13 protein-coding genes are annotated in these 14018 nt (G+C 75.3%); all 13 read left to right on the top strand.

Going from position 1 to position 14018, the window contains the following annotated elements; translation table 11 throughout:
• Positions 1–138 precede the first annotated feature (138 nt).
• The 13 genes from rpsA (at position 139) to trpA (ending at position 13949) form a co-directional block, all read left to right on the top strand.
• Positions 139–1635, top strand: coding sequence for a 30S ribosomal protein S1 (gene rpsA, locus Cpa01nite_RS04920; protein ID WP_203667632.1), 1497 nt, complete (start codon positions 139–141; stop codon positions 1633–1635).
• 216 nt (positions 1636–1851) lie between these two features.
• Entirely contained in the window at positions 1852–3750 is a 1899-nt protein-coding gene (locus Cpa01nite_RS04915; RefSeq protein WP_203667714.1) for an ABC transporter ATP-binding protein, read from the top strand.
• Complete coding sequence (locus Cpa01nite_RS04910; RefSeq protein ID WP_203667631.1) at positions 3747–5576, top strand: ABC transporter ATP-binding protein; 1830 nt, start codon at positions 3747–3749, stop codon at positions 5574–5576. The genes Cpa01nite_RS04915 and Cpa01nite_RS04910 overlap by 4 nt, the downstream gene beginning before the upstream one ends.
• A 30-nt stretch (positions 5577–5606) precedes the next feature.
• A complete protein-coding gene (gene hisI, locus Cpa01nite_RS04905; protein WP_203667630.1) occupies positions 5607–6026 on the top strand; it encodes a phosphoribosyl-AMP cyclohydrolase in 420 nt (139 codons plus the stop codon).
• Entirely contained in the window at positions 6023–7600 is a 1578-nt protein-coding gene (locus Cpa01nite_RS04900) for an anthranilate synthase component I (RefSeq protein ID WP_203667629.1), read from the top strand. Before hisI ends, Cpa01nite_RS04900 begins: the two co-directional genes overlap by 4 nt.
• On the top strand, positions 7597–8331 hold the full coding sequence (locus tag Cpa01nite_RS04895; protein ID WP_203667628.1) for a Trp biosynthesis-associated membrane protein: 735 nt from the start codon (positions 7597–7599) through the stop codon (positions 8329–8331). The genes Cpa01nite_RS04900 and Cpa01nite_RS04895 overlap by 4 nt, the downstream gene beginning before the upstream one ends.
• A 95-nt stretch (positions 8332–8426) precedes the next feature.
• A complete protein-coding gene (locus Cpa01nite_RS04890) occupies positions 8427–8750 on the top strand; it encodes an HGxxPAAW family protein (RefSeq protein WP_239068534.1) in 324 nt (107 codons plus the stop codon).
• A gap of 135 nt (positions 8751–8885) precedes the next feature.
• Positions 8886–9404: a DUF4190 domain-containing protein gene (locus Cpa01nite_RS04885; RefSeq protein ID WP_203667627.1), complete on the top strand. Its 519-nt coding sequence runs from the start codon at positions 8886–8888 to the stop codon at positions 9402–9404.
• Between the two features lie 5 nt (positions 9405–9409).
• Positions 9410–9847, top strand: coding sequence for a DUF2752 domain-containing protein (locus Cpa01nite_RS04880; RefSeq protein WP_239068533.1), 438 nt, complete (start codon positions 9410–9412; stop codon positions 9845–9847).
• A gap of 114 nt (positions 9848–9961) precedes the next feature.
• Positions 9962–10648, top strand: a complete 687-nt coding sequence (locus Cpa01nite_RS04875; protein WP_203667626.1) for a DUF4190 domain-containing protein — start codon at positions 9962–9964, stop codon at positions 10646–10648.
• Positions 10649–10919: 271 nt separating this feature from the next.
• Entirely contained in the window at positions 10920–11735 is an 816-nt protein-coding gene (gene trpC, locus Cpa01nite_RS04870) for an indole-3-glycerol phosphate synthase TrpC (RefSeq protein ID WP_203667625.1), read from the top strand.
• Positions 11736–11859: 124 nt separating this feature from the next.
• Positions 11860–13134 carry a tryptophan synthase subunit beta gene (trpB, locus tag Cpa01nite_RS04865; protein WP_203667711.1) on the top strand — a complete coding sequence of 425 codons (1275 nt, stop codon included), beginning with the start codon at positions 11860–11862 and terminating at the stop codon, positions 13132–13134.
• Positions 13131–13949, top strand: a complete 819-nt coding sequence (trpA, locus tag Cpa01nite_RS04860; RefSeq protein WP_203667624.1) for a tryptophan synthase subunit alpha — start codon at positions 13131–13133, stop codon at positions 13947–13949. Before trpB ends, trpA begins: the two co-directional genes overlap by 4 nt.
• Positions 13950–14018: the final 69 nt, after the last annotated feature.

The raw sequence follows: 14018 nt of genomic DNA, 5'->3' as shown, positions 1-14018 counted from the left end.
AGCCGTCACCGCGGCGCCCGGGTGGCTTTGACCCGCTGTCGTCGGGACCGGTAAGGTGTTCGCCGGTGTGGCGTGCCGTCTGACGCCCCGCCGAACCCGTTCCCACTACTTCATGTCCGCATCGGAGCCCATCCCTACATGAGCATCTCCACCCCCGCCAAGCCCGGCACCCCGCAGGTCGCGGTCAACGACATCGGCTCGGCCGAGGACTTCCTCGCCGCCGTCGACGCCACGATCAAGTACTTCAACGACGGCGACATCGTCGAGGGCACCATCGTCAAGGTCGACCGCGACGAGGTCCTGCTCGACATCGGTTACAAGACCGAGGGCGTCATCCCGTCCCGCGAGCTCTCCATCAAGCACGACGTGGACCCGGGCGAGGTCGTCAAGGTCGGTGACGAGGTCGAGGCCCTCGTCCTCCAGAAGGAGGACAAGGAGGGTCGTCTGATCCTGTCCAAGAAGCGCGCCCAGTACGAGCGCGCCTGGGGCACGATCGAGAAGATCAAGGAGGAGGACGGCGTCGTCACCGGCACCGTCATCGAGGTGGTCAAGGGTGGCCTCATCCTCGACATCGGCCTCCGTGGCTTCCTCCCGGCCTCCCTCGTCGAGATGCGCCGTGTCCGCGACCTCCAGCCGTACGTCGGCAAGGAGATCGAGGCGAAGATCATCGAGCTCGACAAGAACCGCAACAACGTGGTCCTGTCGCGCCGCGCGTGGCTCGAGCAGACGCAGTCCGAGGTCCGCTCCACCTTCCTGCAGACCCTGCAGAAGGGCCAGGTGCGCCCCGGTGTCGTGTCCTCGATCGTCAACTTCGGTGCGTTCGTCGACCTGGGCGGCGTGGACGGGCTCGTGCACGTCTCCGAGCTGTCCTGGAAGCACATCGACCACCCGTCCGAGGTCGTCGAGGTCGGCCAGGAGGTCACCGTCGAGGTCCTCGACGTCGACTTCGACCGCGAGCGTGTCTCCCTGTCGCTGAAGGCGACGCAGGAGGACCCGTGGCAGGCCTTCGCCCGGACGCACGCCATCGGCCAGGTCGTCCCCGGCAAGGTCACCAAGCTCGTCCCGTTCGGTGCGTTCGTGCGCGTCGAGGACGGCATCGAGGGCCTGGTGCACATCTCGGAGCTGGCCGTGCGCCACGTCGAGATCCCGGAGCAGGTCGTCCAGGTCGGCGACGACGTGTTCGTCAAGGTCATCGACATCGACCTGGAGCGCCGCCGCATCTCGCTGTCGCTCAAGCAGGCGAACGAGGGCTTCGACCCGACCTCCGAGGACTTCGACCCCGCGCTGTACGGCATGGCGGCCGAGTACGACGAGGAGGGGAACTACAAGTACCCCGAGGGCTTCGACCCGACCACGAACGAGTGGCTCGAGGGCTACGAGTCCCAGCGCGAGACGTGGGAGGCGCAGTACGCCAAGGCCCACGAGCGCTGGGAGGCGCACCGCAAGCAGGTCCTGGACGCCGTCCAGGCCGACGCGGAGGCCGCGGCGGGTGGCGGCGACGCCGGCACCTCGTCCTCGTCGTCCTCCTCGAGCTCGTCCTCCTCGTACTCCTCGGCCCCGGCCCAGGAGGCGACCGGCACGCTCGCGTCGGACGAGGCCCTGGCCGCGCTCCGCGAGAAGCTCACCGGCAACTGAGCCGACCGGCCGGGCGCGAGCCCGGCCACCGGTCCGACGGGCCGGCCACCTGCGGGTGGCCGGCCCGTCGGCGTTCCCGGGGGTGGGTGGACACCCACGCACCCCGGACGGCGCGGCCCACCTGCGGGTGGCCCGTGAGAGGATCGACGGCGCCTCCCACCCTTCCTCGCGAAAGGCCGTGCTGTGCCCGCGCGCTCCACCACGCCCCGTCCGGCGATGCTCACCGGGTCGGTGCTGCGGCGCTCCCTGCTGCTGCTGGGCCGGGGCATCGCCTCCCAGCCGCGGACGTACGTGCTGGCCATCGGCACGTCGGCGGCGTACGGCGCGCTCACGGTCGCGATCAGCCGGGTGCTCGGCTGGGCGACGGACAGCGTGGTCGTCCCCGCGCTCGGCGGCGACCCCGACGCCCGCGGCCGGATCTGGCTCGCGGGCGGCGTGCTCGCGCTGGTCGCGGTGTCGCTCGCCGCCGCGGTCGCCGGCCGCCGGATCTTCGCCGGCATGGGCGTCGCCGACCAGCAGGCGATGCACCGCCGCGCGGTGACGCGCCAGTACCTGCGCCTGCCGATGACCTGGCACCGCGCGCACCCCACGGGCCAGCTGCTCTCCAACGCGTCGGCCGACGTCGAGGCCGCCACCGGCGTGTTCAACCCGCTGCCGTTCGCCCTCGGCGTCGTCGTGATGATCGGCGTCGCCGCGGTGGCGCTGTTCAGCACCGACGTGTGGCTGGCGGTCGCCGCCCTGGCGGTGCTACCCGCCGCCGTCGTGGCCAACCTGGTCTTCCAGCGCCGGATGTCGCCCGCCGCCACGCGCGCCCAGCAGCTGCGCGCCGAGGTCGCCGACATCGCGCACGAGAGCTTCGAGGCGGCGCTGCTGGTCAAGTCGCTCGGTACCGAGGAGCGCGAGGAGCGCCGGTTCGCCGAGCGGGCCGGCCAGCTCCGGGACGCGAACGTGCGGGTCGGCGTGGTCCGGGCGTACTTCGACCCGGTCATCGACATGCTGCCGAACCTCGGCACGCTGCTCGTGCTGCTGGTCGGCGTGTGGCGCGTGCAGGCAGGCGCGGTCGGCACCGGCGACATCGTGTCGGCGGCGTACCTGCTCACGCTCATGGCGGTGCCGGTGCGCGCGTTCGGCTGGGTGCTCGGCGAGCTCCCGCGCGGTCTGGTCGGGCACGAGCGCGTCGCCCGGGTGGTCGACGCCGAGGGCGAGCTGGCCCCCGGCGCGCGGCCGCTGACCCGGGCCGCGGGCGGCGCCGCGCTGCGGCTGTCCGGCGTCGGCGTGCAGGTGCCCGGCCCCACGGGCCCGGTCGAGCTGCTCGGCGGGGTGGACCTCGACGTGGCGCCCGGCCGGGTCGTCGCCGTCGTCGGCCCGACCGGCGCGGGCAAGACCACGCTCGTCTCGCTCGTGCCGCGCCTCACCGACCCCAGCACGGGGACCGTCGAGGTCGACGGCACGGACGTGCGCGACCTGGTGCCCGGCGATCTCACGGACCAGGTGGTGCTGGTCGGCCAGCAGACCTTCGTGTTCGAGGACACCGTCCGCGGCAACGTGACGCTGCGCGAGCCCGACGACCCCGCCGCGCCGTCCGACGACGAGGTGTGGGCCGCGCTGCGGCTCGCGCGCGTCGACGGCGTGGTCCGCGACCTGCCCGGCGGCCTGGACGCCCGGCTCGGCGAGCGCGGCTCGAACCTGTCCGGCGGCCAGCGCCAGCGGCTCGCGATCGCCCGCGCGCTCGTCCGCCGCCCGCGGCTGCTCGTGCTGGACGACGCGACCTCGGCGGTCGACCCGCGCGTCGAGCAGGACATCCTGACCGGGCTGCGCGCGCACGCCGGCGGCGACGCGAGCGGGCCGACGGTGCTGCTGGTCGCGTACCGGATGTCGTCGGTGCTGCTCGCCGACGAGGTGGTGCACCTGGCGGGTGGCCGCGTCGTCGACCACGGCACGCACCCCGAGCTGCTGGCGCGGGACCCCGGCTACCGGGCGCTCGCGACGGCGTACGAGCAGGAGTCCGAGCGCCGCGCGGCCCGCCGCGCCGAGGCGCTGGACGCGGAGGCCCAGGCGGCCGACGACGCCGCGGACCTGGACGAGGACGAGCTGGACGCGGAGGGGGCCCGATGAGCGCCGAGCAGCAGCAGGCCCGGCAGCAGGGGTTCGGCGGCGAGCACCGCGGGGTCCGGGCGACGCTGCGCCGCGGCGTCGAGGTGTCGCCGCAGCTCGTGCAGGGGATCTGGGTCACGTTCCTGCTGGCGACGCTGGCCGCGGCCGGCAAGGTCGTGGTGCCGATCGCCGTGCAGCAGGTCATGGACACCGGGATCCTCGCCGACGGCGGGCCGGACGTGCGACGGGTCGTGACCCTCGTGCTCGCGGCGACGCTGGCGCTGGTCGCGGGCGGCCTGTGCTCGGCGCTGGTCAACGTCCGGCTGTTCCGGGCGAGCGAGGCGGGCCTGGCCCAGCTCCGGGTGCGCGCGTTCCGGCACGTGCACGACCTGTCGGTGCTCACGCAGAACACCGAGCGCCGCGGGTCGCTGGTGTCCCGCGTGACCTCGGACGTCGACACCATCTCGATGTTCGTGCAGTGGGGCGGCATCATGCTGCTCGTCTCGACGCTGCAGGTCCTGGTCGCGACGGTGCTCATGGCCGTCTACTCCTGGCAGCTGACCATCCTCGTGTGGCTGTGCTTCGGGCCGCTCGTCATCGCGCTCCGGCCGTTGCAGCGCCGCGTCAACGTCGCGTACACGGCGGTGCGCGAGCGGGTCGGCGCGATGCTCGGCGCCGTGTCCGAGGCCGTCGTCGGCGCCGAGACGATCCGCGCGTACGGCGTGCAGCGCCGGGTGCAGCGGAACGTCGACGAGCGGATCGGCGCCACGCGCAACGCGATGGTCCGGGCGCAGAACACGGTGTCGCTGGTCTTCTCCTCCGGCGTGCTGGTCGCGAACCTGGTGCTGGCCGTGGTGGTCGTCGCCGGCACGGCGCTCGGCGTCGCGGGCGACCTCAGCGTGGGCAGGCTGCTCGCGTTCCTGTTCCTCGTCCAGCTGTTCACCGGCCCGGTGCAGCAGGCCACCGAGGTGCTCAACGAGCTGCAGAACGCCGTCGCCGGCTGGCGGCGCGTGCTCGGCATCATCGACACGCCCGTGCAGGTGGCCGACCCCGGCCCGCGCGGCGTGCCGTCCCCGCGCGGCCCCGCCGCGGTCGAGCTGCGCGGCGTCGGGTTCGCCTACCCGGACGGCCCGCCGGTGCTGCACGAGGTCGACCTGCACCTGCCCGCCGGCCGCTCGGTCGCGGTCGTGGGCGCGACGGGCTCGGGCAAGACGACGATCGCCAAGCTGGTCACCCGGCTCATGGACCCGACGCGGGGCGCCGTGCTGCTGGACGGCACCGACCTGCGCACCGTGCGCACGGAGGACCTGCGCCGCCGGGTCGTCATGGTGCCGCAGGAGGGCTTCCTGTTCGACGCCACCCTCGCGGAGAACCTGGTCTACGGCCTGCGCGACGGCGACGACCACGCGGCGCCGACGCCCGCCCAGGTCGAGCCCCGGCTGCGTGCCGCGCTGGCCGAGCTCGGGCTGACGGACTGGGTCGCCGAGCTGCCGTCCGGGCTGGACACGCCGGTCGGCCAGCGCGGCGAGGCGCTGTCGGCGGGGGAGCGGCAGCTCGTCGCCCTGACCCGCGCCTACCTCGCGGACGCCGACCTGCTGGTGCTGGACGAGGCGACCTCCGCCGTCGACCCCGCCACCGAGGTGCGGATCGCGCGGGCGCTCGACTCGCTGACCACCGGGCGCAGCACGGTGACGATCGCCCACCGGCTGTCGACGGCCGAGGCGGCGGACCTCGTCGTGGTGGTCGACGCGGGGCACGTCGTGGAGTACGGCCCGCACGAGGAGCTCGTCGCGCGGGACGGCGTCTACGCCGCGATGCACCGGGCCTGGGTGTCCCAGACCCGCTGACCCCGCCCGCGTCGTGGGAGGATCGGGGGCGTGAGCGAGACGCAGACCCCCGCCCCCCAGGGCACCCCGAGCCCCCTCGACCCGGAGATCGCGGAGCGCCTGAGCCGCGACGCGTCCGGCCTGGTCGCGGCCGTGGTGCAGCAGCACGACACCGGCGAGGTGCTCATGCTCGGCTGGATGGACGACGAGGCGCTGCACCGCACGCTCACCGGCGGACGCGTCGTCTTCTGGAGCCGGTCCCGGCAGGAGTACTGGCGCAAGGGCGACACCTCCGGGCACGCGCAGTACGTGAAGTCCGTGGCGCTCGACTGCGACGGCGACGCGCTCCTGGTCCGCGTCGACCAGGTGGGCGCCGCCTGCCACACCGGCACCCGCACGTGCTTCGAGGCCGGCGGCTCGCTGGGCGCGGTCGTCGGCGAGCGCCCGGCCGCGACGGAGCAGCACGGATGAGCGCCGCTCCCGACGCCGCCGCGCCCACGGCCGCCCCGGTGGACGTGCCCTGGGGTGCCACCTGGCCCGCGCTGGCGGAGTTCCGCGACCTCGCCGCGACCCGGCGCGTGATCCCGGTCGTCCGCCGGCTGCTCGCCGACGACACCACGCCGGTCGGCCTGTACCGCACGCTCGCCGCCGGGCGCCCGGGGACGTTCATCCTCGAGTCCGCGGAGCAGGACGGGTCGTGGTCGCGCTGGTCGTTCGTGGGCGTGCGGTCCCGCGCGACGCTGACCGTGCGCGACGGCCGCGCCGCGTGGACCGGGGACGTCCCCGCCGGCGTGCCGACCGAGGGCGACCCGCTGGCGGTGCTCGGCGAGACGCTCGAGGTGCTGCGCACCCCCGCGGTGCCCGGCCTGCCCCCGCTGACCGGCGGCCTGGTCGGGGCGCTCGGCTGGGACGTCGTCCGGCACTGGGAGCCGACGCTGCCCGCCGTGGCGCCGGACGAGCTCGGCGTGCCCGAGATGACGCTGCTCCTGGCCACCGACCTCGCGGTCACCGACCACCGCGACGGCTCGGTGTGGCTCGTGGCGAACGCGATCAACTTCGACGGCACGGACGCGCGGGTGGACGAGGCGCACGCCGACGCGGTCGCCCGGCTCGACGCCATGCAGGAGGCGCTGCTCCGGCCCGCCGCCCCCGCCGCGGCACACCTCGTGGACGCGCCGGTGCCCGAGCTGGAGTTCCGGTCCACCGCCGCCGAGTTCGAGGCCGCCGTCGCCCGGGGGCAGGAGGCGATCGTCGACGGCGAGGTGTTCCAGGTGGTGCTGTCGCAGCGCCTCGACCTCGACTGCCCGGCCGCGCCGCTCGACGTCTACCGCGTGCTCCGCACCATCAACCCGAGCCCGTACATGTACTACCTGCAGCTGCAGGACGCGGACGGCCGCGACTTCGCCGTCGTCGGGTCGAGCCCGGAGACGCTGGTCAAGGTGACCGAGGGGCACGTCACGACGTTCCCGATCGCCGGGTCCCGCCCGCGTGGCGCGACGCCCGAGGAGGACCGCGCGCTGCACGACGAGCTGCTCGCCGACCCCAAGGAGCGCGCCGAGCACCTCATGCTGGTGGACCTCAGCCGCAACGACCTCGTCAAGGTCTGCGAGCCGGCGACCGTCGAGGTCGTCGAGTTCATGGCCGTGCGCCGGTTCAGCCACATCATGCACATCTGCTCGACGGTCGTCGGGCGGCTGCGCGCCGGGGCCACCGCGCTCGGGGCGTTCACCGCGACGTTCCCGGCGGGCACGCTGTCGGGCGCGCCGAAGCCGCGCGCGATCGCGCTGATCGACGAGATCGAGCCCGCGCGCCGGGGCATCTACGGCGGCACGGTCGGCTACTTCGACCTGGCCGGCGACATGGACATGGCCATCGCGATCCGCACCGCGCTGATCCGGGACGGCCGCGCCAGCGTCCAGGCGGGTGCGGGGATCGTCGCCGACTCCGTGCCGGCGGCCGAGTACCAGGAGTCCCGGGACAAGGCCGCCGCGGCCGTGCGGGCCGTGCAGGTCGCGTCCCGGCTCCGGGCGGTCGGGCCGGCGTGAGCGGGGGAGTGGGTCCCGGCGCGGGCCGCCCGGACGGCGTGCGGTCGGCCGGGGCCGGGGCGGCGCGCGACGCGGCCGGCGGCGACGAGGCGGCGCGGGGCTCGCGCGGGCGGCGCGGCCGCTGGGTGCTCGTCCTGCTGCTGCTGTCCGGCCTGGTCGCGCTGACGGCGCTCCCGGCGTGGGTGACCGCGACCGGGGCGAACGCGCTCGGCGAGGCCGTCGCGATCACCGTCCGCGGCACCGCGGCCGCGCCGGGGCTGGTCGCCGCCGCCCTGGTGCTGCTCGCCGCGGCGGCCGCGCTGGGCCTGGTCGGCCGGATCGGGCGCTGGGTGGTGGTCGTCGTGGTCGCCGCGTCCGGCGCGCTGGTCGTCGCGTCCGCGCTGGGGGTGCGCTCCGGCGCCGCCGCCACCGCCGAGCGCGCCGCCGCCGACGCCACGGGCGTGCCGAACCTGACCGGCGCCGTGCAGGTGGCGCCCTGGCCCTGGGTGGCCGCCGTGCTCGGGGTGGCCGTCGTCGCGGCGGCCGTCGGCCTCGCCCGGGCGTCGGCGAGCTGGGTCGCGCCGACGGACCGGTACGAGCGCGCCGGCGCGGCGCCGGGCGCGGTACCGGGTGCCGGCGCGGCGGGCGGCGGTGCGGCCGGTGCCGCGGGCGCCGGGGGCGCCGCGGCCGACGCCGAGCCGGACGAACGCAGCACCTGGGACGCGCTGTCCCGGGGCGACGACCCCACGTGAGCCAGGTCGGGCGCGCGCGGTGCCGCGCGCCCGACCTGAGCCCGTCCCCGTGGTCCGCTAGGGTTGCGGCACACAGTCATGAAAGGTGTTCCTCGATGGTCGAGCAGTCGCTCAGTTCTTCCGGCGTCGTGAAGGGGCGTGCGCAGCAGGTCCCGGGTACGGAGACGCTGCGGCTGCCCCCGAAGGCCCCGCCGACCAACCACGGGCACACCACCGCCGCCTGGACCACCACGGTCGTCGTGCTCGTGGGCTCCACGGCCGGCGCGCTCGGCCTGATCCTCGGCCTCATGTGGCTGTTCTGGGTCGGCCTCGGCGTGGCTCTGCTCGGCGTCGTCGTCGGCAAGGTGCTGCAGGTGCTCGGCTACGGCCAGGGCGGCAAGCACACGATCGAGAAGGCGCGCCGCACCGGCGGTCACTGAGCCACCCGGACGACACGCGCGGCCGGACGAACGGTGGACGCGGTCGCCCGGCTCCGGTAGACCTGGGGGTCGCCGGACAGCCTCCCGACCAGGGCGGATGCCGCGCCACGAACCCCGTCGAACGAGGAGCCGATCATGTCGACCCCGAACCAGCCGCAGGACCCGTACTCCGCCGAGGGGCGGGGCTCCGGCGACCAGTCCGGCGGCGTCCCCCCGTACCCGGGCGGCACGCCTGCCGACGGCGGCCAGGGCACGCCGGGTGGCGTCCCGCAGTACGGCTCCTACACCGGGGGCGACCAGGGCCAGGCGGGCGGCTACGGCCAGGGCGGCTACGGCCAGCCCGCGTACGGCGGCCAGGGCTACGGCGGCTCGATGGAGAAGAACAACCTCGGCGTGTGGTCGCTGGTGCTCGGCATCGTCGGCTTCTTCGTGTGCTCGATCTTCACCAGCATCCCGGGCATCATCGTCGGGTCGAAGGCCAAGCAGGCCGTCGCGCGCGGCGAGGCGAACAACGGCTCGCTGGCGAACGCGGGCTACATCGTGTCCTGGGTCGTGACGGCTCTCGGCGTGGTCGGGATCATCTTCTTCATCGTGCTCGTCGCGACCGGCGGCTTCGCCGCGTACCTCGACACCATCAACAACTCGACGTACTGATCGACGTGGCCACGGCCGCCCCGCCTGAGACCCTCGCGCCCCGCGCGCGGCTGCGTGCCGCCGCGGCGCCGCTGGCGGTCGCGGGCGGGGCGGCCGTCGCCGCGCTCGGGTTGGTGCTGCGCGACCCGCACGGCAGCGGCTCGTGGGGCGTGTGCCCGATGTACGCGCTGACCGGTGCCTTCTGCGCCGGGTGCGGCGGCCTGCGGGCCACGCACGACCTGCTGGTCGGGGACCTCGCCGGCGCCTGGGCCATGAACCCGCTGTGGGTGCTGCTCGTGCCGGTGCTCGCCGCCCTGTGGGTGCGGTGGCTCGTGCGCGCGCTGCGCACGGGGCGCCGTGCCGCCGCGCCGCCGGCCTGGGTCGCGGTCGCGGCGGTCGCGGTGGTCCTGCTGTACAGCGTCGCCCGCAACGTCCCCGCGTGGGCGGGCGCGCTCGCCCCCTGACGCCATCCGGTGGCGGTCGGGTGAATCGCCGCGCGCCGCTCCTGGGTGGGGCCCGGCGTCCCTAGGATGCCGTCCGGCGCCGCTGCGCCGACGACCCGCACCAGGAGGCCCACCGTGAGCACGCCCGACCAGCCGACGGACCCGTACCGACAGCAGCCGGACCCGTCCACCGGCGGCGAGGTCGACCAGCCGAGCTGGGGGCAGCCGGGCGCCGCGGCCGGCGGGCAGCCGTCGTACGGCCAGCAGCCCTCGTACGGCCAGCAGCCGGGCCAGGACCTGTACGGCGCGCAGCCCTACGGCCAGCAGCCCGCGCCCGGCCAGGACCCGTACGGCGCGCAGCAGCCGCCCTACGGCCAGGACCCGTCCGGCACCCCGCAGCCCTTCGGGCAGCAGCCGCAGTACGGGCAGCAGCAGCCGTACGGCCAGCAGCCCGGCTACGGCCAGGACCCCTACGGTGCGGCACCGTCCTCCCCGTACCCGGCGGCCCCCTACGGCGGCGGCTACGGCGCGGCGCCCTACGTCCCGGTCTACGGCTACCCCAAGAACGGCCTCGGCGTCTGGTCGTTGTCCCTCGGCATCGCCGGCTTCCTCTGCTGCGGGCTGCTCGCCGGCGTCCCGGCGATCATCACGGGCGTGCTCGCCCGGAAGGCGGCGCAGCGTGGCGAGGCGAACAACGCGGGCCTCGCGCTGACCGGCATCATCCTCGGCTCGCTGGCGTGCGTGTGGAGCGTCGTCGGCTTCTTCACCGGCCTCCCCGACGCGATCCAGGGCTTCCAGGACGGGTTCAGCTCCACCTACTGACCCGGCGGCGGCCCGGGCGGGTGCGTGCGGCGCGCCCGCCGGGTCGCCCGTCCGCGGTCGGCCGCGGTCACCGACCGCGCGGCCTCCCTGCGCGCCCCGTCCCACCCGTCGGCCCCGTGGTCGGGAGTGGTGCCGGGCGCCCGTACGATGGCCGAGGTGGTCGGAGGAGACCCGGGTCACGGCGCGCAGCCGCGACAGGTCCCGCCGAGGAGCCCCCGGCTCCCGCGCCGTGCGGCGCGCCGCCGCCGATCTCGGGGGAGAAGAGACGCCGATGGGCACCGTGCTGGACGACATCGTGGCGGGCGTGCGCGAGGACCTCGCGGTGCGCGAGGCGGCCACGCCCCTGGCGGAGCTCAAGGAGCGCGCGGCCCGCGTGCCCGGCGCGATCGACTGCGTGTCCCGGCTGCGGGTCGAGGACGCGGTGACCGTGATCGCCGAGGTCAAGCGGTCCAGCCCGAGCAAGGGCGCGCTCGCCACCATCACCGACCCGGCCGCCCTCGCCGCGGAGTACGAGAAGGGCGGCGCGACCGTCATCTCGGTGCTCACCGAGCAGCGGAAGTTCAACGGCAGCCTCGCCGACCTCGACAGCGTGCGCGCCGCGGTGGACATCCCGGTGCTGCGCAAGGACTTCGTCGTCACGCCGTACCAGGTGTGGGAGGCGCGGGCGCACGGCGCGGACCTGGTCCTGCTGATCGTCGCGGCGCTGGAGCAGACGGTGCTGACCTCGCTCGTCGAGCGCGTGCACTCCCTGGGCATGACGGCCCTGGTCGAGGTGCACGACACCGAGGAGGTCGTGCGGGCGGTCGACGCCGGCGCCCGCGTGATCGGCGTGAACGCGCGGGACCTCAAGACGCTCGAGGTCGACCGCGGGACGTTCGCGCGCGTCGCCCCGGCCATCCCGGCCGACGTCGTGAAGATCGCGGAGTCCGGCGTGCGCGGGCCGCACGACGTCATGGACTACGCCCGGGCCGGCGCGGACGCCGTGCTGGTCGGCGAGGCGCTCGTGACCGACGACGCGCCGCGGCAGTCCGTCGCGGACCTGGTGGCCGCGGGGGCCCACCCCTCGCTGCGCGCCGTCCGGCAGTGACCACCGGCCCGGCCGCGCGGCCGGGCCCGCCCCGCACCGGGGCGCACGAGGGCCGCAGGCAGCGCGGCGCCGCAGCACGACCGACGAGGAGCACCAGGTGACGACGGGACGCACGGGTCCGCAGGTGACGAGCAGCCCGGGCGGGCCGCTGGCCACGCACGCCGGGCCGTACTTCGGCGACTTCGGCGGCCGGTTCGTCCCGGAGGCGCTCATCGCCGCCCTGGACGAGCTCGACACCGAGTTCCACAAGGCCGCGGCCGACCCGACCTTCGCGGCCGAGCTCGCGCGCCTGCACCGCACGTACACGGGCCGCCCGAGCCCGCTGACCGAGGTGAAGCGGTTCGCGGAGCACGTCGCGCCGGGCGTGCGCGTGTTCCTCAAGCGCGAGGACCTCAACCACACCGGCTCGCACAAGATCAACAACGTGCTGGGCCAGGCCCTGCTGGTGAAGCGGATGGGCAAGACCCGCGTCATCGCCGAGACCGGCGCCGGCCAGCACGGCGTGGCGACCGCGACGGCCGCCGCGCTCCTCGACCTCGAGTGCGTCGTCTACATGGGCGAGGAGGACACGCAGCGCCAGGCGCTCAACGTCGCCCGGATGCGGCTGCTCGGCGCGACGGTCGTCCCCGTGACCATCGGCTCGCGCACGCTCAAGGACGCGATCAACGAGGCGCTGCGCGACTGGGTCGCGAACGTCGACACGACGCACTACCTGCTCGGCACCGTGACGGGCCCGCACCCGTTCCCCGAGATGGTGCGCGACTTCCACAAGATCATCGGCGAGGAGGCGAAGGCCCAGCTCGCGGAGGAGACCGGCGCGCTGCCGGACGCCGTCGTGGCGTGCGTGGGCGGCGGCTCGAACGCGATGGGCATCTTCAACGCGTTCCTCGACGACCCGTCGGTGCGGCTGTTCGGGTTCGAGGCGGGCGGCGAGGGCATCGCGTCCGGGCGGCACGCGTCGCGGTTCAGCGGCGGCACGCCGGGCGTGCTGCAGGGCACGAAGTCGTACCTGCTGCAGGACGAGGACGGCCAGACGCTGCCCAGCCACTCCGTGTCCGCCGGCCTCGACTACCCGAGCGTCGGCCCGGAGCACGCCTGGCTGCACGACATCGGCCGCGCAGAGTACCGCCCGGTGACCGACGCCGAGGCGATGGAGGCGTTCCGCGTCCTCTGCCAGACCGAGGGCATCATCCCGGCCATCGAGTCCGCGCACGCCCTGGCCGGCGCGATCCAGCTCGGCCGCGAGGTCGCGACCTGGGACACCCCGGACGGCCGGGAGCCGGTGATCCTGGTGAACCTGTCGGGGCGCGGGGACAAGGACGTGGCGACCGCGGCGGCGTGGTTCGACCTGATCGAGGACAAGCCGGTCGTCCAGGCCGACGAGGGGGAGCAGCTGTGAGCGACACCCGGACCGCCTCCCGCACCGGCGCCGCGCTCGACCGCCTGAAGGGCGAGGGCCGCGCCGCGCTGGTCGGCTACCTGCCGCTCGGCTTCCCCGACGTGGCGGGCTCCGTCCGCGCGGCGGTCGCGATGGTCGAGGCCGGCGTCGACGTGATCGAGCTCGGCCTGCCGTACTCGGACCCGGTCATGGACGGCCCCGTCATCCAGCACGCGGTCGACGTCGCGCTGGCCGGCGGCACCCGGGTGCGGGACGCGTTCGGCGCGGTGGAGCAGATCGCCGCCACCGGCGCGCCCGTGCTGGTGATGACGTACTGGAACCCCGTGCTGCGGTACGGCGTCGACGCGTTCGCGCGCGACCTGGCCGCGGCGGGCGGCGCGGGGCTCATCACGCCGGACCTCATCCCGGACGAGGGCCAGGACTGGCTCGACGCGTCCGCGGCGCACGACCTGGACCGCGTGTTCCTGGTCGCGCCGTCGTCGACCCCGGAGCGGCTGGCCATGACCGCCGCCGCCTCCCGCGGGTTCGTGTACGCGGCGTCGACGATGGGCGTGACGGGGGAGCGGACCACGGTCGGCGCCCGCGCCGAGCAGCTCGTGGCCGACACCCGCGCCGCCGGCGCCGAGCACGTGTGCGTCGGGCTCGGCGTGTCGAAGCCGGAGCAGGCGCGGGACATCGGCCGGTACGCGGACGGGGTCATCGTCGGCTCGGCGTTCGTGCGGGCCCTGGCCGGCGCGGAGACCACGGCCGCGGGCCTCGACGCGGTGTCCGCGGTCGCGGCCGGCCTGGCCGAGGGCATCCGCACCGCCCGCTGAGCCGCTCGGCGGCCGCGAGGTCGTCACGTCGCGCCGAGGTCGTCACCCACGAGTGACGACCTCGGGCGC

It is taken from the genome of Cellulomonas pakistanensis (assembly GCF_016862755.1).
GTDB classification, from domain to species: Bacteria; Actinomycetota; Actinomycetes; order Actinomycetales; family Cellulomonadaceae; genus Cellulomonas; species Cellulomonas pakistanensis.
This window is presented reverse-complemented; position numbering and strand designations above follow the sequence as displayed.